The 23,990-nt window shown below is 71.1% G+C and carries 21 protein-coding genes; 4 read left to right on the top strand and 17 right to left on the bottom strand.

Features of this window, described 5'->3' with window-relative positions:
* Window positions 1-98 precede the first annotated feature (98 nt).
* On the top strand, window positions 99-908 hold the full coding sequence (locus tag AB0910_RS21915; RefSeq protein WP_366746288.1) for an SAM-dependent methyltransferase: 810 nt from the start codon (window positions 99-101) through the stop codon (window positions 906-908).
* Window positions 909-1,341: 433 nt separating this feature from the next.
* Window positions 1,342-1,875 (top strand): EF-hand domain-containing protein, encoded by a 534-nt coding sequence (locus AB0910_RS21910; RefSeq protein ID WP_366746287.1) that lies wholly within the window; start codon window positions 1,342-1,344, stop codon window positions 1,873-1,875.
* 38 nt (window positions 1,876-1,913) lie between these two features.
* Here the strand turns inward: AB0910_RS21910 and AB0910_RS21905 are convergent, their stop codons facing one another.
* A complete protein-coding gene (locus AB0910_RS21905) occupies window positions 1,914-3,344 on the bottom strand; it encodes an FAD-linked oxidase C-terminal domain-containing protein (RefSeq protein WP_366746286.1) in 1,431 nt (476 codons plus the stop codon).
* Between the two features lie 97 nt (window positions 3,345-3,441).
* Here AB0910_RS21905 and AB0910_RS21900 point away from each other — a divergent pair, with 97 nt between their 5' ends.
* Window positions 3,442-5,076 carry a tetratricopeptide repeat protein gene (locus AB0910_RS21900; protein WP_366746285.1) on the top strand — a complete coding sequence of 545 codons (1,635 nt, stop codon included), beginning with the start codon at window positions 3,442-3,444 and terminating at the stop codon, window positions 5,074-5,076.
* A gap of 127 nt (window positions 5,077-5,203) precedes the next feature.
* Here AB0910_RS21900 and hppD read toward each other — a convergent pair whose 3' ends face one another.
* Window positions 5,204-6,376 carry a 4-hydroxyphenylpyruvate dioxygenase gene (gene hppD / locus AB0910_RS21895; RefSeq protein WP_366746284.1) on the bottom strand — a complete coding sequence of 391 codons (1,173 nt, stop codon included), beginning with the start codon at window positions 6,374-6,376 and terminating at the stop codon, window positions 5,204-5,206.
* Between the two features lie 188 nt (window positions 6,377-6,564).
* Between hppD and AB0910_RS21890 the strand changes: the two genes are divergently transcribed.
* Window positions 6,565-7,041, top strand: coding sequence for an Lrp/AsnC family transcriptional regulator (locus AB0910_RS21890; protein WP_366746283.1), 477 nt, complete (start codon window positions 6,565-6,567; stop codon window positions 7,039-7,041).
* 63 nt (window positions 7,042-7,104) lie between these two features.
* Here AB0910_RS21890 and AB0910_RS21885 read toward each other — a convergent pair whose 3' ends face one another.
* The 15 genes from AB0910_RS21885 to AB0910_RS21815 form a co-directional block, all read right to left on the bottom strand.
* Window positions 7,105-7,893 carry a S16 family serine protease gene (locus AB0910_RS21885; RefSeq protein ID WP_366746282.1) on the bottom strand — a complete coding sequence of 263 codons (789 nt, stop codon included), beginning with the start codon at window positions 7,891-7,893 and terminating at the stop codon, window positions 7,105-7,107.
* A gap of 54 nt (window positions 7,894-7,947) precedes the next feature.
* Window positions 7,948-8,589 (bottom strand): helix-turn-helix domain-containing protein, encoded by a 642-nt coding sequence (locus AB0910_RS21880; protein WP_366746281.1) that lies wholly within the window; start codon window positions 8,587-8,589, stop codon window positions 7,948-7,950.
* Window positions 8,590-9,204: 615 nt separating this feature from the next.
* Window positions 9,205-10,995, bottom strand: a complete 1,791-nt coding sequence (locus AB0910_RS21875) for a DEAD/DEAH box helicase (protein WP_366746280.1) — start codon at window positions 10,993-10,995, stop codon at window positions 9,205-9,207.
* Between the two features lie 132 nt (window positions 10,996-11,127).
* Window positions 11,128-12,747 carry an MFS transporter gene (locus AB0910_RS21870; RefSeq protein ID WP_366746279.1) on the bottom strand — a complete coding sequence of 540 codons (1,620 nt, stop codon included), beginning with the start codon at window positions 12,745-12,747 and terminating at the stop codon, window positions 11,128-11,130.
* Between the two features lie 140 nt (window positions 12,748-12,887).
* The gene (locus AB0910_RS21865) at window positions 12,888-13,439 is read right to left on the bottom strand and encodes a hypothetical protein (RefSeq protein ID WP_366746278.1); all 552 of its coding nucleotides are present in this window, start codon (window positions 13,437-13,439) and stop codon (window positions 12,888-12,890) included.
* A gap of 175 nt (window positions 13,440-13,614) precedes the next feature.
* Entirely contained in the window at window positions 13,615-14,316 is a 702-nt protein-coding gene (locus tag AB0910_RS21860; protein WP_366746277.1) for a hypothetical protein, read from the bottom strand.
* A 61-nt stretch (window positions 14,317-14,377) separates the two neighbouring features.
* Window positions 14,378-14,611: a hypothetical protein gene (locus tag AB0910_RS21855; protein ID WP_366746276.1), complete on the bottom strand. Its 234-nt coding sequence runs from the start codon at window positions 14,609-14,611 to the stop codon at window positions 14,378-14,380.
* 370 nt (window positions 14,612-14,981) lie between these two features.
* Window positions 14,982-15,623, bottom strand: a complete 642-nt coding sequence (locus AB0910_RS21850) for a hypothetical protein (protein ID WP_366746275.1) — start codon at window positions 15,621-15,623, stop codon at window positions 14,982-14,984.
* Window positions 15,624-15,862: 239 nt separating this feature from the next.
* Window positions 15,863-16,438: a hypothetical protein gene (locus tag AB0910_RS21845; RefSeq protein ID WP_366746274.1), complete on the bottom strand. Its 576-nt coding sequence runs from the start codon at window positions 16,436-16,438 to the stop codon at window positions 15,863-15,865.
* A gap of 287 nt (window positions 16,439-16,725) precedes the next feature.
* Complete coding sequence (locus tag AB0910_RS21840; protein ID WP_366746273.1) at window positions 16,726-17,382, bottom strand: hypothetical protein; 657 nt, start codon at window positions 17,380-17,382, stop codon at window positions 16,726-16,728.
* A 46-nt stretch (window positions 17,383-17,428) separates the two neighbouring features.
* Window positions 17,429-19,717, bottom strand: coding sequence for a hypothetical protein (locus AB0910_RS21835; RefSeq protein WP_366746272.1), 2,289 nt, complete (start codon window positions 19,715-19,717; stop codon window positions 17,429-17,431).
* Between the two features lie 9 nt (window positions 19,718-19,726).
* Window positions 19,727-20,146, bottom strand: a complete 420-nt coding sequence (locus tag AB0910_RS21830; protein WP_366746271.1) for a hypothetical protein — start codon at window positions 20,144-20,146, stop codon at window positions 19,727-19,729.
* Between the two features lie 323 nt (window positions 20,147-20,469).
* Complete coding sequence (gene mycP / locus AB0910_RS21825) at window positions 20,470-21,711, bottom strand: type VII secretion-associated serine protease mycosin (protein ID WP_366746270.1); 1,242 nt, start codon at window positions 21,709-21,711, stop codon at window positions 20,470-20,472.
* Between the two features lie 163 nt (window positions 21,712-21,874).
* Window positions 21,875-23,419 carry a hypothetical protein gene (locus AB0910_RS21820; RefSeq protein ID WP_366746269.1) on the bottom strand — a complete coding sequence of 515 codons (1,545 nt, stop codon included), beginning with the start codon at window positions 23,417-23,419 and terminating at the stop codon, window positions 21,875-21,877.
* Entirely contained in the window at window positions 23,416-23,931 is a 516-nt protein-coding gene (locus tag AB0910_RS21815; RefSeq protein WP_366746268.1) for a hypothetical protein, read from the bottom strand. The genes AB0910_RS21820 and AB0910_RS21815 overlap by 4 nt, the downstream gene beginning before the upstream one ends.
* Between the last annotated feature and the right edge of the window lie 59 nt (window positions 23,932-23,990).

The following is a 23,990-nucleotide window of genomic DNA, read 5'->3' as shown; positions in this document are numbered from 1 at the left end:
CACGAGGAGATACGGGGAGAGAAGAGGGCGGGGCGCTCCGCCGACGACCTCGCCCCGCGGGACGGCCGTCGGCCGCGCGCCCTGGTTACACTGCGGCCATGGCAAGTGACGCCGCGCATGCGGACGACGCGTCCATCGCCCGCGTGTACGGGCTCGCACTCGGCGGTTCCCGCGGGAACAGCGCGGACCGCGAGACCCTGGACGATTTCCTGCGCGACTACCCGCTGTTCGGGGCCATCGCGCGCGTGAACCGGATGTTCCTGCGCCGGCTGGTGCGCCACCTGGCGCTGCTGGGCATCGACCAGTTCCTCGACCTCGGCTCCGGCGTCCCCTCCGACGACCCTGGCGACAATGTGCACGAGATCGCGCGGGCCGTCGACCCGGCCGCCCGGGTCGTCTACGTGGAGCGCGACCCGGTGGCGGCCGGCGCCTGGCGGCAGGTGCTCGAAGGGGACGAGCGTGCCGCCGTCATCGAGGGGGACATCGCGGAACCCGGCTCCGTGTGGCACGATCCGCGCACCACGGGCCTGCTCGACCCCGGCCGCCCGGTGGCGGTGCTGATGAGCGCGGTACTGCACTTCTTCGACGACGAGGCGGCGGCCAGGCTGGTACGGGGGTACCTGCGCCCCCTGGCCCCCGGCAGCTACCTGGGGCTGTCGCAGGCCGGTGGCGACGACGCCGCGGCCCGCCCGGCGCTGAGCACCTACGGCGCGCGAGTCCACCACGTCCACCTGCGCGGCAGGGCCGAGGTCACGGCCTTCTTCGACGGTCTGGAGCTCGTCGAGCCCGGTGTCGTGCTGCGGCCGGAATGGCACCCGGAACCCGGGGTCGCGCTCGACGCCGACAGCCGGGCCGTGCTGCGCGCACGCGCCGGCTACTGCGGCCTCGGCCGCAAGCCCGAGGCGTGACGGCACACCCCGGGACATCCGCGGGACGGGCGCGGGGCACGGGATCGGCGGAGCCGGCGCTCTACCCCACGGGTACAGGACCGGCGGGACCGGCGCCGTACCCCACGGGTACGGGACCGGCGGGGGCCGACAGCGGCCGGGGCCGGGCCGGCGAGAGCGGCACATCCGACGAGCCGCCGTCGGACCCCTGTCCGCGGCTTCACTCTTCCTGACGAACGCCGGTCGCCGCCGTCGACGCGGCCATCGGCGTCTGCCACCGTGAGGAACGACCATCTCCGCTGCTGCCGGCCGACGGGCGGGCGCAGCCGCTCCCCCTCGCCTCGCCGCCCTGGCGCCACTCCCCCCTCACCGGTCCCGACCCGTGCCCGGCCCTGTGCGGTGCCCACGGCGTCCGCATCGCGCGACGCCACGAACTGACGAAAGGTCACATCTCATGCGGACGGAAGCAGTCGACCGGATCACACTGATCTTCACACGCTTCGATGTCGACGGTGACGGATACCTGGAGTCCGAGGACTTCGAGACCATGGCGGACCGGGTCGTCGCGGCGGCCGCCGGGTCCGACGACGAGGCGAAGGCCGCGATGGCCGCCGGTTTCCGCGGCTTCTGGAACGCCCTGGTCAGCAACCTCGACACCGATCACGACGGCCGGATCGACTTCGCCGAGTACACGGCCTGCGTGATCGACCCGGAGCGCTTCGACGGGGCGATCGGCGAGTTCGCGGACGCACTCGCCGCACTCGGCGACCCGGACCGCGACGGGCTGATCGAACGTCCCCTCTTCACCGCCCTCCAGACGGCCATCGGGTTCGAACGCCCGCAGATCGACGCCCTCTTCGACTTCCTCGGACCCGACGGCGCCGACCGGATCACGGTGCCCGCCTGGTCCGCCAGCATCAAGGAGTACAACCGTCCCGACAAGGCCGGCATCGCGGGTGACGTCCTGGCACACGGAGCGCCCGCCTGAGCCACGACACCGTCGCGCGCGGAGAAGACCCGTGGTGGTCAGTGGCCCGCTCCGCCCTGCGCGTCGAACACCTTGCCCGGGTTCAGCAGCCCGAGCGGGTCGAAGACGGACTTGACCTGGCGCTGCAACTCCAGCTCGACCGGCCCGAGTTCGCGGGCGAGCCACTCCTTCTTCAGGATGCCGACGCCGTGTTCGCCGGTGATCGTGCCGCCGAGGCGCAGGCCGAGCGCCATGATCTCGTCGAACGCCTCCTTGGCCCGGCGCACGTCGTCCGGCCTGGTGGGGTCGAAGCAGACGATCGGGTGGGTGTTGCCGTCGCCCGCGTGCGCGCACACCCCGATCTTGGTGTCGTACTTCGCCGAGATCGCCTCGACGCCCTCGAACATGTCGCTGAGCCGGGCGCGCGGCACGCACACGTCGTCGATCATCGTCGTGCCGAGCGCCGCCTCGAGAGCGGGCAGGGACAGCCGGCGCGCCTGCAGGAGCATCTCGGACTCGGCCGCGTCGTCGGCGGGCACGACCTCGGTGGCGCCCGCCTCGGTGCACAGTTCGCCGACGGCGGCGAGGTCGGCGGCCGGGTCGGGGGTGTCGAAGGCGACGAGCAGCAGCGCCTCGGTGGTCTCGGGCAGGCCCATGTGGGCCATGGCGTTGACGGCGCGGACCGTGGTGCCGTCCATCAGTTCCATCAGGGACGGCACATGGCCGCGCTCCATGATCAGGCGTACGGCCTCCCCCGCGGCGGACGCCGAGGTGAACTCGGCGGCGAGCACCAGCTGCCGCGGCGGCTCGGGCTTCAGCGCGAGCACGGCCCCGACGACGACGCCGAGGCTGCCCTCGGAGCCGACGAACAGCCGGGTCAGGTCGTATCCCGCGACGCCCTTGGCCGTGCGGCGCCCGGTGGAGAGCAGGCGGCCGTCGGCGAGCACGACGTCGAGCCCGAGCACGTACTCGGCGGTGACCCCGTACTTCACGCAGCACAGGCCGCCCGCCGCGGTGCCGATGTTGCCGCCGATGGTGCAGGTCTCCCAGCTGGAGGGGTCCGGTGGGTAGTACATGCCCTGCTCGGCGACGGCGCGCGAGAGCGTCGCGTTGACGACGCCCGGCTCCACGACGGCGACCCGGTCGACGGGGTCGATCTCCAGGATCCGGTCCATCTTCACGAGCGACAGCACGATGCACCCGTCGGAGGCGTTGGCCGCGCCGGACAGGCCCGTGCGGGCGCCCTGCGGCACGACGGGGACCCGCAGCGCGGTGGCCGTGCGCATCACGTGCTGGACCTGCTCCACCGTGCGCGGCAGCACGACGACGGCCGGCGCGCCCGCCGCGCAGAAGCTCGCCATGTCGTGCGCGTACGAGGCCGTCACGTCGGGGTCGGTGAGGACCGCGTCGGCGGGCAGGCCCGCGCGCAGGTGGTCGGCGAGGGCGCCGCGGTCGGCGGCGGTCGTCCCGGATTCCAGCAGATCGTCCATGATCCCAGGTTCGCACCGACGGCCATCGGTGTGAACCCGTATGCGAGCCACCCCACAGGACAGAGTGTGATCATCACATTGACGCACAGTTGCCTCCATGGATGCGATGAACCAGGACAGGGCCCGACAGAGCAGACAGATCAAGCGCGCCGCGCTCGCCGTGGGGGTCGGCGGCCTCCTGGTGGCGGGCGCGCTGGTGTGCGTACCCGACGGAAGACAGGGGGCACCGCCGCCGCCCGGGCCCGAGGCCCGCGCCCTCGACGCCCTGTCGGCCGGGGCCCCGGCGTCGGGCGCGGACCTCGCGGCGCTGATCAGGGGCCGCGAGGCCCGGGTGCGCGCCCACCCGGGCGACGCGCGGGCCTGGGCGGTGCTGGGCTCCGCCTATGTGCAGCGCGGGGTGCGGCAGGCGGACCCCGCGGCCTTCCCCCGGGCCGAGCGCGCCCTCGGCCGCGCCCTCGCCGGTCCCCTGCCCGACGCCTCAGCCACCCCGGTGGCACCCTCATCACCCCGCGCCTCCACCGGCACGGGCGCCTCCCTCGCACCTGAGTCCCCCGCGGCCCCGCCCACCCCTGCGGCACCCACCGGCGCGACCGCCGTCGCGGCAGGCGCCCCCGCCCGCGCGGCGACCGGCGCCCCCGCGGCGGACACGCCGCCCGAGGCGCTCGTCGGGCTCGCCGCGCTCGCCGACGCCCGGCGGGACTACCCGGCCGCCCGCGCCTGGGGCGAGCGCGCGCTGCGGCGCTCGCCCACCGCCTGGGCCGCCTACCCGCCGCTGATCGACGCGTACAACGGCCTCGGCGACTACGAGGCGGCGGGCCGCGCGGCCCGCCGGCTCGCCGCGGCGCGGCCGAAGGCGCCTGCCGCCGCGGCCGAGAACGCCGTCGTCCACCGCGACCGCGGCAGGCGGGAGGACGCCGCGGCGCAGGCGTCCGCCGCCGTCGAGCAGGCCGCGGCGCCCGCGCAGAAGGCCGCGGCGCTCGCCGCGCTCGGCGACCTGGCCTGGGAGCGCGGGGAGCCGGCGGAGGCGCTCGGCCAGTACGGCGCCGCCCTCCAGGCGGCGCCCGACCTGTACGCGGCGCAGGCGGGCCGCGGCCGGGCGCTCGCCTCGCTCGGCAGGACCGACGAGGCGTACCAGGCGTACGACACCGCGCTCGCCCGACTGCCCGACCCCGCCTACGCGTTGGAGTACGGCGAGCTCTACGAGTCCCTCGGCCTCACGGGCGACGCGAGCACGCAGTACGCGAAGGTGCGCGCACTTGCGGCGCGCGGCACCCGCGCGGGCGTCGACGAGAACCTGGTGCTCGGCCGCTACGAGGCGGACCACGGCGCGCCCGCGGCCGCCGTCACCCGGCTGACCGCCGAGTGGACGGGCGGCCGCCGCGGCATCGAGACGGCCGACGCGCTCGGCTGGGCGCTCTACCGCTCCGGCGACGCGTCCCGCGCGCTCACGTACGCCACGACCGCGACCGAGCAGGGGCGCCGCAGCGCGCTCTCCACGTACCACCGCGGCGAGATCGAGCGGGCGCTCGGCATGAGAGCCGAGGCGCGCCGCCACCTGGACGAGGCGCTGCGCACGAACCCGTACTTCTCGCCGCTGCTCGCGCCCCGCGCCCGCGAGGCGCTCGGTGCGCTCGGCGGCTCCGCCGCGACGGGCGGCGCCGCAGGCGCGCCAGGTGACCTGGCGGCCGAGGCGGACAGCGGCACCGCGCAGGCCCCGGCCGCACGACCGTGATGTCTCGCGTCAACTCCCCTGCGGGGCAGGCCGCTTGACGGCCCGCGCCCCGGGCAGCGGCACGGCCCCGTGGGTCAGTCTCCACGGGGCCGCGGGCAGAGCGGGCACGGGCGGTGCGAGCCGCGCGTCAGAGGTTGCCGCGCTTCTCCTGCTCCCTCTCGATCGCTTCGAAAAGCGCCTTGAAGTTGCCCTTTCCGAAGCCCATCGAACCGTGTCGTTCGATCATTTCGAAGAAGACGGTCGGGCGATCCTGGACCGGCTTGGTGAAGATCTGGAGCAGGTAGCCGTCTTCGTCCCGGTCGACCAGCAACTTCAGCTCGCGCAGCGTCTCGACGGGCACCCGCGTCTCGCCCGCCCACTCGCCGAGCGTGTCGTAGTACGAGTCCGGTGTGTCGAGAAACTGCACGCCTGCGGCGCGCATCTGGCGCACGGAGGCGACGATGTCGTTGGTCGCGAGCGCGATGTGCTGGACCCCGGCGCCGCCGTAGAACTCCAGGTACTCGTCGATCTGCGACTTCTTCTTCGCGACTGCGGGCTCGTTGATCGGGAACTTCACCTTGAGCGAGCCGTCGGCGACGACCTTCGACATCAGCGCCGAGTACTCGGTCGCGATGTCGTCGCCGACGAACTCCTTCATGTTGGTGAAGCCCATCACCTTGTTGTAGAAGCCCACCCACTCGTTCATCCGGCCGAGTTCGACGTTGCCGACGCAGTGGTCGACCGCCTGGAAGCTCCGCTTGGCCGGCGGCGCCACGATCGGCTCGGCCGCGCCGAACCCCGGCAGGTAGGGCCCGTCGTAGCCGGTCCGCTCCACGAGTGTGTGCCGGGTGGTGCCGTACGTGGCGATCGCGGCGAGCACGACCGTGCCGTGCTCGTCGGCGACCTCGTGCGGCTCGACGAGGCCGCGAGCCCCCTGCGCTGTCGCGTACGCGTACGCCGCGCGCGCGTCCGGCACCTCGATGGCGAGGTCCACGATGCCGTCGCCGTGCTCGGCGACATGGTCGGCGAGGAACCGGCCCCAGTCGGTCGACGGCTTGACGACCGACGTGAACACGAAGCGGGCGGAACCGCTGCTGAGCACGTAACTCGCGGTCTCCCGGCTGCCGTTCTCCGGGCCGGCGTAGGCGACCAGCCGCATGCCGAAGGCGGTCGAGTAGTAGTGCGCGGCCTGCTTGGCGTTGCCGACGGCGAAGACGATCGCGTCCATCCCCTTCACCGGGAACGGATCGGCCTCACGCGCGGAGTCGGGTACGGGAGCGGCGTCGGACGCGGTGCCTGGGTGCATCGAGGTGTCTGCCATGGGGTCAGGGTCTCCCCGCTCCACAAGGTGCGCAACAGTTCCCGCAAGTGCTGGGCAACATGTCCAGCTGGATGGCAGAATCACCGGACGATCTGTACAGCCTGACCACGCCGGGGCGAGGCCCGCCCGTAGCCCGTCCCACGCGACGCCTCCCGGGCCCCGGCACACACGCAACGGGGAGTGCCGCCATGGGGATCGACGGACTCGACGGACGGCTGCTCGTGCTGCTCGCGCAGGAGCCGCGCATCGGGGTGCTCGAGGCGTCGCGGCGCCTCGGCGTGGCGCGCGGCACCGTGCAGGCGCGGCTCGACCGTCTGAGGTCGAGCGGGGTGATCCGCGGCTTCGGCCCCGACGTCGACCCGGCGGCGCTCGGCTACCCGGTGACGGCCTTCGCCACCCTGGAGATCCGCCAGGGCCAGGGCGCCGACGTGCGCACGCACCTGGACGGCGTCCCCGAGGTGCTGGAACTGCACACGACCACCGGCAGCGGGGACATGCTGTGCCGCCTGGTGGCACGCTCCAACGCGGACCTCCAGCGCGTCATCGACCGCGTGGTCGGCTTCGACGGGATCGTCCGCGCGTCCACGGCGATCGTGATGGAGAACCCCGTACCGCTGCGGATCATCCCCCTCGTGCGGCAGGCGGCCGACGACTCGGCGCGGTAGCGCGGTGCGGTACGGGGCGCGGTGCGCTGGCGCGGCGCGGGCCGCGGCCCGGCGCCGGGGCGCTCAGCAGGCCGGGACCCGGCCGCCCGAGCCGAGCGCCTTGAGCGCGGTGACCGCGCCGCGCAGTGTGGTGGCGGGGACCAGGCGCATGCCCGCAGGCAGGTTGACCTTCGCGTCGGCGCACTCCGCCTTCGGCACCAGGAACACCGTGGCGCCCGCGCGGGCCGCCGCCTGGGTCTTCAGCGCCACGCCGCCGACCGCGCCGACCGCGCCCGAGCCGTCGATGGTGCCGGTGCCCGCGATGGTCCTGCCGCCCGTCAGGTCGCCACCCGAGCCGTCGCCCGCGAGCTTGTCGATGATGCCGAGCGTGAACAGCAGACCCGCGCTCGGGCCGCCGACGTCGGCGAGGTGCAGCGTGACGTCGACGGACTTCGGGTCCTTGTGCAGATAGGCGAGGGCCGCGGTGACCGCGTCGTCCTGCGACTGCACCATGTCGTTGGTGTTGGTCTTGTCGATCTCCTTGACGGACTGCCCCGCCGGGTAGACGGCGTCGCGCGGCAGCACCGCCTCCTTCGGCCGGAACCAGCCCTTCACGACGTCGCCGAGATACACCGTCGCCGAGGGGCCCGTCGCCTCGATGGTGGTCATCCGCAGCTGCCCGGTGGTCTTCCTGACCGGGGCGCGGCCGACGGTGATGACCTGCTGCCCCTTGTCCACCCCGAGCACGTCCGCGGTCAGCCCAGGCACCGCGACCGCGTACGGCAGCGGCAGCACCGCGACGATCACGAACAGGGCGACGACCGGCACGGCGCACACGGCGAGGAACACGGGGCGCGAGAGACGAGAGAACACGGTGCCAATCTATCGGGCGCCCGGCGGGCCCACGGGACGGGCCGCCGTGCGGTCTCAGCGCAGGGCGTCCGCGACCTCGCGGGCCGCGTCCACCACCCGGGCGCCGACCCGCTCCGGCACCGAGTCGGCGAGCATGACCACGCCCACGCTGCCCTCTATCCCGCTGACCCCGACGAGCGCGGCCGCGGCGCCGCTCGCGCCGGTCTCCAACTCGCCGTGCGTCAGCGTGCAGCGCGGCTCGGTCAGCACGGCGCCGCGTGCCGCGAGGATCGCCTTGCCTGCTGCGCCGCGGTCCAGCGCGTGCCGGAACCCGGCGCGGTACGCCACGTGGTAGTCGGTCCAGCTCGGTTCGACGACGGCGACCGCGAGGGCGTCGCCGCCGTCGACCAGGGTGAGGTGCGCGGTGGCGCCGATGTCCTCGGCGAGTGACCGCAGCGCGGGCATCGCCGCCTCCCGCACCAGCGGGTGGACCTGGCGCCCGAGCCGCAGCACCCCCAGGCCGACCCTGACCCGGCCGCCGAGGTCGCGGCGCACCAGGGTGTGCTGCTCCAGTGTGGTGAGGAGGCGGTAGACGACGGTCCTGTTGACGCCGAGCCGATGCGACAACTCGGTGACGGTCAGGCCGTGGTCGGTGTCGGCGAGCAGCTTCAGGACACGCAGTCCCCTGTCGAGCGTCTGGGAGGTCTCGGCGGTCACGACGCCCTCTCCTTCGATGGTCCCGGAGCGAGTGGTGGCGACGGTCCCGCGCGGGCCGCGGCACCGGTCCCGTCGGCTCGGTGGCGCGCGGAGGAAACTGCCACCGGACACGGCACACCGGCTGCGCTGCGCGGCGGCGCTGCCACGGCGCGTGGTCACGTGTCCGGACAGTAGCGAGCGTTACCGCTCAGCGGAAGGCCTGGTCCAGAATCCGGGCACGAAGCGTTGTGTTCGTCCCGAACGATGGGCAAATGACAAGGAAAAACCGGTGATGAGCACATTGATCCGCGACGCGCGGAACACCGGGCCCGCGCACACACCGCACACACCGCGGCCCCGGTGCGCACACCGCGGGCCGGGCGCCCACACCGCGGGGCCGGCGTCCACACCGGACACACCGAGGCGGGCGGGCACGGCACACCGGGGCCGTACGCGTACGGCGGCGGGCGGGACGGACGGCGGATCCGCGCGCGGCGGGCGGGACGGACCGCGCGCTCCGCGCGGCGGACGGGACGGCACGACGGACGCATGCGCGCGGCGGGCGGGGCCGTTCGGCACACGCGGCCGCGCGGCGGGCGGGACCTCACAGCGCAGGCGGCCCGCACCCGCCGGGGCTCACCGCATCCGGGTGGCCCACTCCTGGACCTTCTTGATCCGCTCGCGGATCTGCCCCGCCGTCGCCTCCGCGCTCGGCGGGCCGCCGCACACCCGGCGCAGCTCGGTGTGGACCACCCCGTGCGGCTTGCCGCTCTGGTGCACGTACGCGCCGACCATCGTGTTCAACTGCTTGCGCAGGTCGAGGAGTTCGCGGTGCGACACCACCGGCCGCCGCTCGGCGGGCAGTTCGAGGAGGTCCGCCTCCTCGTCGGGCTTCTTGCGGCTGTGCGCGATCTGCCGCGCCTGCCGCCGCTGGAGCAGTATCTGCACCTGGTCGGGCTCCAACAGCCCGGGGATGCCGAGGTAGTCCTGCTCCTCATCGCTGCCCGGGTGAGCCTGCATGCCGAACTCGGCGCCGTCGTAGAGGACCCGGTCGAAGACGGCGTCGGACTCCAGCGCCTCGAAGGGCAGCGTGTCCTGCTCGCCAGTGTCAGCGTCTGCTTCGTCTTCCTCCTTGTTGGCCTCGTCCATCTCCTTCTCGGACTCCGCGTACGGGTCCTCGTCGCCGCGCTTCGGTTTGTCGAGCACATGGTCGCGCTCGACCTCCATCTCGCCCGCGAAGCCCAGCAGGTCGGGGATGGTCGGCAGGAAGACGGACGCCGTCTCGCCGCGCCTGCGCGACCGTACGAAACGGCCCACGGCCTGCGCGAAGAACAGCGGGGTCGAGATCGTGGTGGCGTACACGCCGACCGCGAGGCGCGGCACGTCGACGCCCTCGGACACCATGCGCACCGCCACCATCCAGCGGTCCTCGCTCGCGCTGAACTCCTCGATGCGCTTCGAGGCCGCGGCCTCGTCCGACAGCACGACGGTGGGCCTCGTGCCGGTGATTTCCCGGATCAGCTTCGCGTAGGCGCGCGCCGACTCCTGGTCGGCGGCGATCACCAGGCCGCCCGCGTCGGGGATCGCCTTGCGCACCTCGGCGAGGCGCTGGTCGGCGGCGCGCAGCACGTTCGGCATCCAGTCGCCGCGCGGGTCGAGCGCGGTGCGCCACGCCTGCGACACGGCGTCCTTCGTCATGGGCTCGCCGAGGCGCGCGGCCACCTCGTCGCCCGCCTTCGTGCGCCAGCGCATGTTGCCGCTGTAGCTGAGGAAGATGACGGGCCGCACGACGCCGTCGGCGAGGGCGTTGCCGTAGCCGTACGTGTAGTCGGCCGAGGAGCGGCGGATGCCGTCGTTGCCCTCCTCGTACACGACGAACGGGATCGGGTTGGTGTCCGACCTGAACGGCGTACCGGTCAGCGCGAGGCGCCGGGTCGCCGGCTCGAACGCCTCCAGACACGCCTCGCCCCACGACTTGGAGTCGCCGGCGTGGTGGATCTCGTCCAGGATGACCAGCGTCTTGCGCTGCTCGCAGCGGTTGCGGTGCAGCATCGGCCGCACCCCGACGCCCGCGTACGTGACGGCGACGCCGTCGTACTCCTTGCTGAGCGGACCCGCGCTGTAGTCGGGGTCCAGCTTGATCCCTATCCGCGCCGCGGCGTCCGCCCACTGCGTCTTGAGGTGCTCGGTCGGGGCGACGACCGTGACCTGCTGCACGACGTGGTGGTGCAGCAGCCACGACGCGAGCGTCAGCGCGAAGGTCGTCTTGCCGGCGCCCGGCGTCGCGACCGCCAGGAAGTCGCGCGGCTGCTCCTGGAGGTAGCGCGAGAGTGCGCCCTCCTGCCAGGCGCGCAGCTTGTTGGCCGTGCCCCAGGGGGCCCGGCCCGGGAAGGCGGGTGAGAGGTGGTGGGAGGCGGGAGTGCTCACGGTCTCCGTTCCGAACCTGGCGGCGGCCCCGCGCGGGACCGGCCGCTGCCGTACGACAACCGGGCCACCCTACCGGGGCGCCGCCATGATCCTCGTACGAACGCGACCCCACGCGCCGGGGTGCGGGATGTGTCACATCCGGGCGGCGCCGCGTGTCCCTGGGCGCCGCGGCGGGCCCGGGGGCCCGCCCGCGCGGACCCGGGTCGCGACCCACACGCCGCCCAGCGCCACGGCCGCCATCAGCACGAACACCGAGGCGAACGCGGCGGGGTGCGAGCCCGCCGCCCCGCTCGCCGCGACGGGCGCGCCGCCCGCACCGACCGCGCCGCCGCCGAACACGCCGAACGCGGCGCCGCCCACGGCCAGCATGAGGACGTTCGACAGGCCGTCCGAGATCTGGAGGGCCGAGGAGTTCGCGCCGACCTCCTCGGGCGCGGACAGGCTCAGCGCGACCACGCTCGTCGACGAGACGACGATCCCCATGCCGAGGCAGCCGACCGCCCACGCGACCGCCACCGCCCACACCGGCACGGCGCGGAACAGCACCGCGGGCGCGATCGCGATCCCCAGCGTCACGAGCACCATGCCGAGGGCCGTCAACGGCTCCCTGCGCGGCTGGAGTCGCGGCCGCGACTGCACGTACGAGCCGAGGGCCCAGGTCGCCCCGCCCACCGCGATCGAGAGGCCCGCCATCGCCGGCGACAGACCGCGCCGCGTCACCAGCATCAGCGGCACAAAGCTCTCGGCGGCGACGAACGCCCCCGCGGCCACCCCGCGCAGCGCCACCACGGCGGGCAGTCCGCGCGCCGCCCGCCAGGTCCCCGCGGGCAGCAGCCGGGGCACGGCGGCGCCGAGCAGCGCGGCGCCCGCCACGCCAGGCACCAGCGACACCCACCGCAGGTCCTCGCCCGCGTACTGGAGCAGCGTGGCGCCCGCCGACAGCGCGAGCGCCGGCACGAGGCGGCGCCGGTCGAAACGCGGGGCGGGCGCCCGCGGGTCGGCGCGGCCCGCGGCCGTCCGCCGGATCGCGGGCAGCGCGAGCGCGAGCGGCAGCACGATCAGGACCGGAATGCCGAGGAACACCCAGCGCCAGCCGAGCTGTTCCGTCACCGTGCCGGCGGCGAGCGGCCCCACCACGGACGGCACGACCCAGGCGGCCGCGAACGCCGCCATGATCGAGGGCCGCAGCCGCCGCGGGTACACGCGCCCCACGACGACGTACAGCGCGACGATCACCAGGCCCCCGCCAAGCCCCTGCACGCCCCGCCCGAGGACGAACACCCACATGCCCGAGGCCGTCCCCGCGACGAGCAGCCCCGCGGCGAACATCCCGATCCCGGCGGTCAGCGGCGCGAGCGGCCCCGCGCGATCCGCCCACTGCCCGGCGAGGACCATCCCGAACAGACTGGTCGCGAAGTACGCGGAGAACGCGAACGCGTACAGCGGAATCCCGTGCAGCTCCCGCGCCGCCACCGGCATCGCCGTCCCCACGGCGGTCGCCTCGAACGCGATGAGCAGCACGACCGAGACGATCCCGACGCTCAGCGCCCGATACGGCCCCCGCAGCACCCCACCCCCTCCGCCGCGTCCCCCGCCCGCCTGGGGCGCGTCCCCCGCCCCGGAGCCCGCCGGCCCCGGCGCGTCTCCCGGCAGCTCGGGCGTTCCCGACACGGCCGCCGTGTCGAACGGCCCCGGCAGCTCGGCAGGCTCGAAGGCCGCGACATCGGCGTCGCGCGACTCAGGAGTCTCCATCCTGGCAGCGTAAGGGTCACCCCCGCCCCCGGCCTCTGTCCGGCGGCGGGCCCCGCCTGGTCCCTTCGGCGTACGACCCGTCAGCGCCGGCGGGGGCGGCGGACCCGGCAGGGCGACGGACCCGGGAACGGCGCCGGGGATCATCCCTGGCCCGAGGCCCGCGCGACGGGTGTGAGCGCCGGCTCCGCCCCGAGACCGCCGTCTCCCGCGCAGCCGAGTTCCTCGGCCATGGCCAGGGAGAGCGAGTGCAGGACGGTCAGGTTCGCCTCCCGCACCTTCTCCGCCCCGCCCTTCGGCGCGTCCCGGCCCGGCCCCTGCGCGTAGTCGGCCAGCTCCCCGAGCACGACCGCCGGCTTCTCCCGTGTACTGCCGTAGAACGTCGCGCTCGCACAGTCGAAGTACACGTAGGCATGCGCGAGACCGACGTACGCACCGCGCCCCACGCCGTACCTCGTGAGCCTGTCGTCCACGGACCCGTCCACGGACCCGGCCGCCGTGGTCCTGAACCCGACCGTGAGCTCCGGTCCCCCGCCGTCCGGCGTGGCGACCGCGCACGCGGGCTTCGCGATCGGATCGCCCCGCCCGTCCGACGTATACCCGTCGGACAAGGACGCGGCGGCCTTGGCGAACGTCGCGCCGGACCGCCCGCCCCCGACCGGCGAGAACCTCTCCGCCCCGGTCAGATCCTCCACGGCCGCGGCCCCCGCCGCCGAAAGACGCCCCTCGCAGACCGCACCAGCAGAGACAGCCGAACCACCGCCGCCTCCCTCGCCACTGCCGCCACAGCCGACGAGAAAGACCCCCGCCGCGCACACCGCGACGCCCGCCCGCCCGACCCGGGAGAAAGCGGCCGCGCGCGGCCGTCCGTCACGCACCATCGGCGGGGCGGAGCGCCGGATCGGAGGTGAGGCCACCGTTGTCCGCGCACTGGAGCTTCCCGGCCACCTTGAGCGCGACCGAGTTGAGAACGGACAGGTTGGCCTCGTCGATCTTCCGCCGCGTGCCGTCCGGCTCGCTCCTGTGCTGGCTCAGCGCGGCGTTCGACAGGACGGACTCCACGATGGCCGGCTGCTTCTCCGTGCTGCCCTTGAGCCGCGGGCTGACACAGTCGAAGTAGAGGTAGGCCCAGTCGGAGTTCACGAACGCGTTGCGCCCGATCCCGTAGCGCACGTGCTCGGAGAACGTCTTCCTGTCGGCCTCCTGCGCCGTGGCGAAGCTGAACTGCACGCGCAGGTCCGAGGTGCCGACCGTCCTGAGATCGGGCACGGCACACGCGGTGGCCGGCTTCACATCGAGGTCTTCCGCATCGACACCGGCCACATACCCGTCCCGCAGCTCGGTGGCAGCCCCCGTGAGATCGGCGTCGCTCCCACTGGACGGCAGGTACTCCTTCGAACCCATCAGGAAGTCCAACGACTTCGCGGCCTGCGGCGAGAGCGCACCGCCGCAGACAGCGGCCGCCGAGACCGTCTTCTGCGCACGGTCGCCACCACCCCCACCGCAGCCGAGCACACCCGCCCCGACCCCGACAACCACCCCGACGGCCCCGACCGCCCTCCATACACGCACGTCAATTCCCATCAATCAGCTCGAATTCCGCCACCGGAGACGCGGCCCGCATCCCGCGCGATCACTTCATCCGCGGATCCCGGTCCGGAAGCGTGGTCGGCACGGTCACATCGTTCGTGCAGTGCACGGCCGGCAGGACCCGCGCCGCCGAGGCGTACAGAGCCTGCGTCGCGGAGCGGTCGTCGAACCCGTCCCGGTACCGCAGACCACCGTGCAGCGTCGCCGGATGCCCACCCGCCGGCGTATTGCCGGGTCGCCGGCAGTCGATGTTGACCTGGCGCTGGTACGTATTCACCCACAAGTAGGCGAAGTGTCCTGCCCCGAGCCCTCCCGAACCTCATACACGGTCTTCTGCGGAAACGACTCCACGCCGGACGTCTCTTTGCGCAACTCCCCCAGCGTGTCCGCGCTGAAGATCCCGTCGCACGCCTTCTCCCAGGTAACCGGCCTGCCCTCGGTCTTCACCTCCCCCGACGGCGAACCACCACCACACGCCGCCAGCAGACCGACCGGACCGACGCACAGGACCACAGCCATCGCGACCGCCTTCAACCGTCGGCCGTTTTCCACCAGTCCGTATCCCTCTCATCAACGATCGCGCCCGGCTTCCGCGGAGGGATCGGTATACAGCGACGGTCCGTCGGGTCGACCGAGCCGTCGCACGCTTACTCAGCCCTCGACGACACACCCGTGAAAGAGACCGGCTTGCGGCAGTGCAACGCGGGGGCAAGATGCTCTGCCGCCGCGGCCAACACGGCGCGACGGGCACCGCCATGGGCTGCGGCCGTTCCCGTGATGTCGCCGTTCACCGTGAGATACGGGTGTGCCTGGTCCATGTCCGCGCTCTTGCAGCTGAATTCGATGTTCTCCCTGTCGGCTACCGAGACGAAACGGGCCTCGCCCTCTTCCGTCCCAGCTTTCGGAGACGCCCCCGCCATCGAGTCGAAATCGACCTCGAAGATGAGGGTCCCCTTCGCGTCCTGGACGAAGCAGACAGTGCCGCTGCCACCGACCGGCTTCTCAAGGCTCTCGGCAACAGAAGCGAACGCGTCGCCCTTCACGGGCAGTTGATAGATGGGCCCCGGCTCCGCTTTGGCCAGCGCCGCGGCTGAGGCAGCATCCACCGCACCGTGGCACGCCTTGCGCCACGTGGTCAGGTCGCCCCCGGCCACGTGCTCGGCCGGCTTGCCGGTGCCACCATCGCTGCCGCTGCTGCGCCCCGAGTCCGTGCAGCCCGTGAGGCCCAGTACGACGGTCGACGCAAGAACCGCGCCGAGCAGCACCCTGGACGCACTCTTCACGCTCATCCTGCCGCCGCCTCCTGACCGAGGGTGTAGCCAGACGTGTAACTGTTCCTGATGCGTTCGTGCAACTGCACGTACCAATCACTGTTGCGAAACGGACTTGACACTGCGAGCGGAAGGGCCCGGACACTTCTCCTGGGAACGTCACCCAAAGAAACGCCGACCAGAACTTGTCACAGCAAAAACAGCAGTCGAAGCTTGCGACAGGCCGGCCTGCGGAGCAGCACCTCCGGCCTGCCCCGTCACTTCATCCGTGGATCACGATACGGGAGCCGAGTCGGGACGGTCACACCATTCGTGCACCGCAGGTCGGGAAGGATCTTCGACACCGCCGCATAGAGCATCTGTATCGCGGAGCGTTCGTCGAAGGCGGCATTGCCGTCGACCATCCCGTGCAGGAGCGCCGTCTCCTCGTCCCCTCCAGTGGACGCGCAGTTGACGCCCAGAACCTGCCGCCCCTTGTCGGTCATGTACTTGAAATTCTTGTCGACCTCGGTGACCACGTTCTGACTGTCGCCTTGGCCGCGCGGGAAGTCGTCGGCTGCCCAGTAGAACGCAACGCTCACGAGGTCCTTTCCGTCTCTGTCACGCAGCTTGCACAGACCTTCGTGCTCCGTGCCACGCGGCTCGGCGGCCAAGTCCTTCGCGACCTGCGCAACCTGCCGCTTCCCACTGCGGGAGCCGGTCTCGTAGACGGTGTCTTCGGGAACCAGTCCGGCGTTCGCGCCCTTCGCCAGATGAGCACGCATGTCAGCGCTGATGATCCCGTCGCACGCCGTGGCCCAGGACACCGGTCGACCGGCCGTCTTTTGCTTCACCGCCCGAGCCGTCGCCACAGGCAGTCACTCCGAGCACCAGCCCGCATGCGAGACCGACGAGCCCAGTCCGACGCCCCACCAGCACACTCCTTGTCATCAGTCCGCGTCCCGCAGGTCGCCATCCGCACTACCGGCGTCGTACCAGGACTGGAGGTTCGTCACCATGGCCTCATGAACCCCGTCCGATCGCGAACTTCCGCCATTCCCCGGCCTCTGCCGCGTCCGGTGCGGTCGGAGGATCACTCCTCGTCCGTGGCCTGCGCAACGGGCTTGAGCGACAACTTGCCCTAGAGGCCGCCGTTTTCCGCACAGCCGAGCTCTTTGGCCATGTCCAGGGAAAGCGAATGCAGGACAGTCAGATTCGCCTCACGCACCTTCTCAGGTCCGCCCTCCGGCTTGTACCGACCCTGCCCCTCCGCGTTGTTGGTCAGCTCTCCGAGCACAACTGCCGGCTTCTCCCTCGTACTACCGTGCAGTTCAGGGCTCACACAGTCGAAATATAGATATGCACGTGCGATACCGACGAGTGCACTGCGCCCCACCTCGTACTTCTTGAGCGTGTCCGCTACCGGTCCGTCCGCGGTCTCGGCTGTGGTGGTTCGGAACCCGGCCGACAGCTCCGCGCTACCGCCCTTCGGAGTGGTGACCGCGCATGCCGGCTTGGGTATGGGATTACTTTTCCCGTCTTCCTCGTACTCGTCGGACAAAGACGCGGCTGCCTTCGGAAGCGTTACACCAGAGGGGTCGTTCCCACTCGGGGAGAACTCTTTTGTTCCGGTCAGGAATTCCACCGCCGCGGCGCCCGACGACGAGAGGCGTCCGTTGCACACCTCGCTCGCGGAAACGGTCTTGGTGCCATCGTCCCCACCGCTGCCGCAACCGACGAGGACCGCCCCCAGTGCGCACGCCAAGATCCCTGCCCGCGTCGCCCGCCACACGCTCACATCCACACCTCGCACTCGATTCCGACCCCACGTCACGCCAACGACCTCAACCCGTTTCAGGAAGGTTCCCCTGTCGCTGATCCTGCCCGTTTCCGTACTCGTAACCAAGCTGTGTTGCCTGGATGAGCTCCTGGCCGGATCTCGAACCCACATCGATTCCGTGCCTCTCCATGTACACGTTCATCGGCGCCTCGGAATTCGATTCCCCCGCCGTATAGACCTCGCTTTCGGCCTCATGGAGACGTGCATCGTGGTCATCGCTCCAGCTGTCTTTGGAGCCGTCGAACCAGCCACCCGTGATCTGGCCCGCGAACTGCCCAATGACTCCCTGACCGTCGTCCATCGCGAGCGGAACGAGAACCGCAGCCGCGCCCGCCGCGGGGGCAGAGATTGGCAGGAACGCCGCACCGGCCCCGATCGCAGCCCCGACGCCGAGGTCGGTCCAACCCGACCTGACGTCCAGGGCCTTGCTGTAGGCGTCGGCCGCCTTGGCGCCCTCAGCAGCGATCTGAGCCACCCGTGAGTGGTCGAGAGTGCCCTGCACCTGGGCTCCGACCCGCATTGCCTCCAAAGCCGGCCCAGTCGCTTCGTCCGGGCCCATACCTTGAGATCCAGTGTGAGCCTCAAGTACCGAGCTGGTGTATACGCTTTGGGCGCGACCGACATCGGCGTAGGCATCGGGGTGCTGACCGAGCGAGCTCAGGAACTTCTGGGCGTCGGCCGTCCCAAGCTTGATATGCCCCTTGCTCCCCGCGGGCGGGGCGAAGCTGCTGGTGTGATCGCCTCGATCCGGATGTTCGGCGAGCGCCCAGTCGATGTCGTCGATGTACCCCGCGCCCATGTGTCCCAGGCTGTCGGACAACGACTCCTGCTTCTTGAGCAGTTCGGCGTCGCCTCCGTATTGCTCCACGACCTTTTGCATCACCTTGGCGCCGTCGTCAGTGCGTACCAGAGCGGCGTGCTGGTCGTCGTACGGGTGCCCCAAGGTGGCCGATTCCAGGGCGTGGCCGAGGCTGTCGTAGCCGAACTTGTTGCTCTCGCCGCCGTCGACGACGTCCTTGGGCCAGTCCCGGTCCTTCGTGAGGTAGTCGAAGGCGTCGACCTTCTTGTCGTCCGTCGTGTCGCCGGGCGTCAGGTCGATGCTGCTGTTGAAGAAGTCGGCGGACGCCTTGGGATTGTGCCCGAGCGACTCCATGAGGCCTTCCATCGGGTCGCGCCCGATGTCCGTTCCGCTCCAGTTGAGATGCGACATGCCGCCGAGCGAGGAGGTCCAGAACATGCTGGGCTTCCCCATGCCGTTCTTCGTCATCTTGTTCTCGGTGACGACGAGTGCGTCGCCGTAGTCGTGGAGGAACGTCGAGTCGAACTTCCCGTACCGCATCAGGTTGCTCATGACCTGGAAGCCGTAAGGCGATGTCCCACGCGTGTGGATCGGCTCCGCACCCGCGTGGATGATGTCGGCCTTCCACTGGTTCATTGCCGGGCTGTCGGAATGCGTGGCGCTGGCCAGCGTCAGGCTCCAGTTCTTCTGGAGGTCCTTGAGCAGGTCCTTGTGGTCGACGCCGAGACGCGACCCGTCGCTCGGGTCGCCGATGTCCGCCCAGAAGTCCAGATTTCCCTTCGCCCCGACATCGAGGGCGAACTGCTCGGCGAAGTACTGGTCACCCTTGTTGTCCGCGAGGTATCTGTTGAGCCGCTTGACCTCGTCGGGGGTGGCGTCGTCCCCCTTCGCCACGATCGCGGCAGCCTTCTTGGCGTCTTCGGCGTCCTGCGCCTTGGAGGCGGCCTTGAGGGAGCTGTAGTCGGTCCCGGAGAAGTCGTTCTTGTCCTTGCCCACCAGCGTGCGCAGCGCACGGGACGCGATCTCGTCGGCGTCGTTCGCCCGGTCGACGGCCGCCTTGATGGCGGACCTGGTGGCCGCGAACTGCTCCTGGGTGGGATTGGGCCCGTCGTAATCCTTCGACCTGCTGTCGGGTCGGATCAGATAGCTGACGACACCGTCGGGATCTATGCGTATGCCCTTGGCTGGTGCCTCGTCCACAACGGTGTTGAGGGCCTTCTTGGCGGCTGCGAACTCCGTGTGCGCGTCACGGAGAACGTTGCGGATGCTGCTCGCTTCCGTCTTCGCGTCGCTGAATTCCTTGGCCGTCTTCCGCACGAACTCACGGGTCACCCCGGCGTTCTCCCCGGCCCAATCGGCCTTCTCGGCCTTGGTCTTCATGGTGTCGGCGGACCGCTCAAGCGTCTCGAGCTTCGTGACGGTGGCGCCCCAGTCCGTCACCGCGTCGTCGAGACCGGTCAGGTTCGCATGCAGGACCTGCTCAAACGTCAACATGCCCGACCCTTACGTGAAGTGCTTGTCGATCTCGGAGATCGAGAAGTTGCTGATCAGGGTCTCTTCGTGGTTCTTGTGGCTGACCACGGTGTCTTCGAGGTGATTGTGGATGTGCGCGCAGGCACTCAGCAGGGTCTCGGCCTGAGTGCGCCAGGTGTCCCATGCGGCCCAGAGGGCCGAGCCGGTGGCGAACCCGTCAGTGCTGAGCGTGTCGGCGGCCGTACCCGTGTTCGCTCCGGCATGGAACGCGTCGGTCTCGAACTGGTGGAACAGGCCTTGGGCGTCGTTCCCCACGGCCTTCAGGTCGGGCGAGGTGACCTTGTAGTCGACGCCGCCGCCCCCGCCGTCCCCTGCGGCACCGGCAAGCCGCATTCTCGCGTTGCCTGCGGCGGCGCTTCGCGCGGACGCCCACTCTTCATCGAACGACATGATGCCCCCGTCAGTCAGAACCGGGACCGGCCGCCGCACCGTCTCCGCCGACAGGCCCCGGGGCCGTACGGTCCGACGCCGCGGCGGCGTTCCGCGCGCCCCGAGCACGGTTGGACGCCCGCCCGCCGTCGCACGACAAGACGCCCCGCTCCCCCCGAGTCACCGCGCGCCAGAACGCCCCTCGGCTCCCCATAGTCCCGGGCACTTTATCATCCCTTTGATATTTCAGGGGGGCGTCAATTGCCGGAAGAAATCACCCTATCCACCCGTTCCGGACAGCGGTGAAAGCAATGCCCAGCTGCCCGTCAGGGGCTCCCGACGCGTCAGACACTGCCTGGTGGGGGCGGGCTCTGTCCTCCCGCCGGAGGCGGCGGATACTGCGGCGCCTGGCTGGGGGGTTTCGGCGGATAGTACGGCTGCGGTGGCGTCGTGTACGCGTACGGGCCGGGCGGCTGCGGCGGTGCGACGGCCGTTGCCCTGCGGCGGGCTCGCGAGACCGCGAGCGCCGTCGCGCCGGCCGCCACGACCACGGCGGCCGCGCCGACTCCGATCCACAGCCCTGTGGAGCCCCCGCCACCCGAGCCCGAGGCGGCGCTCGCGGGCGCGTCGCTCTGTGTGCCGCCGCCGCTGCCGCCGTCCGCCCCGGCGCCGCCCGAGGCGGCCGACTTCTCCGACGCGGCGAGGTCGGGCAGCGGATACACGTCCGCGGGCCCCGGATCCCCCGGATGCTTCAAGGCAACCAACGGCCGAACGGCCCCGTACCCGACGGACTCGTTGTGCCGCGCACCACCGGCTACGCCACTCGCCGTGTTCAGTAGAACGCGCAAGACCTGGTTGTTCGTCCAGTCCGGGTGCTTCGACCAGACAAGGGCGGCCGAGGCGGAAGTCAGTGCGGTGGCATCACTGGTGCCACTACCGCCACACAGTCCGGTCTTTCCCACACATGCCTTGACGATGTCCTGAGCCGGCGCGGAAATGTCCACCTGAGGACCGGTCTCCGAAAGCGGAAGAGAGACCGCCTTACGGTCCAGACCGCCGACGCCCACTACGCCTGGAGTAGCAGCGGGGTACTCGACAGGGTTGCCCTTTTCGCCGTTGTTTCCGACAGCGGCGAAAACCAACTTCCCCTTGCCCAGGGCATACCTCACAGCAGCCTGCAAATCGGAGCTGTCCCCCGTGGCGCTTCCCGCCGAGATATTGATGACCTTCGCCTGCGAACGTGCAGCCCATCGGATTGCCTCGGCCACACTGGCGTCGAAGGACCTGCCGTCCTTCGCAAGCTCCTCATCCGCATAGGGAATGCGAACGGGAATGATCTTGCTTCCCGGAGCCAGTCCCCACGAACCTTGAGCAGGTCCGAGTTTTCCAGTAGCCGCGATCAGAGCCGCCATACCTGATCCGTGCTCAGCCACGTCCGTGTACTCGTCCCCCTTCTGCTGAGAGAAGTCCTTCCCAGGGAGGACCTGCCCTCGCAGATCTGGAAGTGATTTGTCCACACCTGAGTCGATGACCGCCACCGTCACACCCTTTCCGGTGGTGATCTTCCAGATCTGGTCGGCCTCCATGGCGTCAAGGTGCCACTGCATCTCGCGGACAGTGCCCGCGGCCTGCGCGGGTGCTGCCGTCGCCCCCAGGAGCAGACCGCCCACCCCGCATGCGGCAGCGGCCCGGTAACACAGCGATCGTGGGCGTGTTCTGCGCATCTTCCCTCTGGCCAATCCGGCGGACTCAGTCGATGACAGGGGGCACGACCCGCCGGTCGCCTTGCCGCCAGGTCTCTTCTTCACTCAGGTAGTCGGTACGCTCCGTCGCCTGGTCGTTTTTACGACGCCGGGAGGCAGAGGCGCCATGAGGCATCGCTCCATTCCGACCCCCTTGGCCTGAACGCCTGCCAGTAGTTTCCTGGTCCTGGGACGAGTCTTCAAGTACGAGCCCGGAGCCTCCGCGGGTGAAAGCCCGCTCACCCAACCGGCCAGGCTGCGCAGGCCGACCCACGACACCACCAGTCTCCGAAGCGAGTCGGCGCCCGCCGACGAGGCCGTTGCGGCCTGCGGCGGCTCCGTCTTGCCCACCCATGTGCATTCCGGGCATAGCGCGGCCCATCATGGGCCGTTGACCGCCGGTGCCGTTGGCGCCCTCTTCACCGCCAACGACCAGGCTGCGGGGCAGTCTCGCCTGCGGTCTGCCGCTCGGCGACTGCACGGGCCGCCCACCGATGATCCCGTTTTCACGCGGGAGCGTGCTTCCCCTCCCTGCCACAGCCTCACCGGAGTTCGGCACACGAGGGATCCCGGCAACCGGAGTCCCCCCGCCCGGCCGTACCGCGAAGTTGCCGACCCGTGAGCCGATGCCGTAAGCAGTTCCGGGCGCGCCGCCGAAAGCAGGAGGAACGACACCCGGAGATACACCTCCCGGGCCGACGCCATGAGCCGGTGGGCCGAGAGGGGACTCAGCCCTCGTCGGGGAAACCGTCGGCGCCGCACCGTCGATCTCCATGTGCGAGTCCGGCACATGCGAAGCACCAATTGTGGGGGAATGCGTACCCGAGGGAGAAGAAGAGTGGTTCAAGGCCAGCGAATAACGCCAGCCGTACTGCCCGTCGTGAACGTGGTCGGTCGCCGATCCCCCGACACTTCCCGAACCGACAAAGCGGGATGCCGTCCCGTTGCCGCGCTGTCGATCAATGTCTCGGTGCGGCTCGGACCATTCCCCGCCCAATCCCTTGGCCGGTGGCGGAAACGTAGGCGGCTTCAGTTTGTTGATCTCGGCGCCTGCCTGCACATACGACGACGCCAGCTTGCGCATCTGCGCCGCGGCATCCGCGCGCGTGGACTCGATGCGCGACGACGCCAGCATCGCCGACTTCTCCCAGTTCGGGGAGTCGCTGTCCGCCAGCGCCCGCGTCGCGTGATGCAGATCCGACTGGGCGCCCGTGGTCACCGACAGCGCCGGCATGTTCGCGTGGGTCTCGACGATCGTCTGCGAGACGTGGCCCATCCACGTGCCTGCGCCCTCCGCATACGAAGCGAGCTTCAGCGTCGCGTTCGCCGTCTGGTTGCCCCACTCGCGGAACGCGTCACCGCCCTCGCCCTCCCACTCCAGGGCCGTGACGTGGGCCTTGAGGCGCTCGCCGATCTTGTTCACCGTCTTCGCGACCGAGGCCAGTTTCTCCGAGATGTTCGCCGCTGTCCGCGCGTCCGCCGACCGCAGCAGCGCAGCCATCTCGGCATGCGACATCGACTCGAAGTCGGTCTCACCGCCGGGCGCGGTCATGACGCACCGCCGTGCTCGCCGTAGCCGCCCGTGCCGGACTTGGGCCCCTGCTTGTGGGCGTACGGATCCCGATCCGGGTGGTATTGGGCTTCGATCTCGCTGTTGAGCTTGTGCATGCGTGCCTTGATGTCGTCGTCCAGGTCGTTGTAGCTCTTGCCGGACGTCTCGATCGCGAGGCTGAGGCTTTCGATCTGGAGGCCGAGGACCTTGGAGAGGCTCTCCAGTTCGGTGTGGACGGTGTCGTAGGAGGCGTAGAGGTACTGGGCCTCGTGGAAGCCCTCGCCGCCGAGGTGGGTGCGCCGCATGCGGTCCTGGCCGACGCGGGTGGGCGCGGCCTGCGAGCCGTGGAGCTCGGTGAGCAGGCCGTCGACGTCCTTCTTGAACTGCTTCATGTCGGCGAGGTTGTTGACGACGTCGCCGACCGCCGACTGCACGCCGCCGATCAGCTCGCTGAACATGGTCCCGAAGAGGCCGCCCGAGCCTCCGCCGCCGTCCGCTGCCGCCGCTACCACGACTGTCTCCCCCGTCCCCGCCGCCGCGCGGATGGCCGTCCGCGCACCGTTATGCCGTG

The organism is Streptomyces sp. NPDC047002 (assembly GCF_040704505.1).
Classification (GTDB): domain Bacteria; phylum Actinomycetota; class Actinomycetes; order Streptomycetales; family Streptomycetaceae; genus Streptomyces.
The sequence above is the reverse complement of the archived record's forward strand: the minus strand, read 5'-3'. Positions and strand labels throughout refer to the sequence as shown.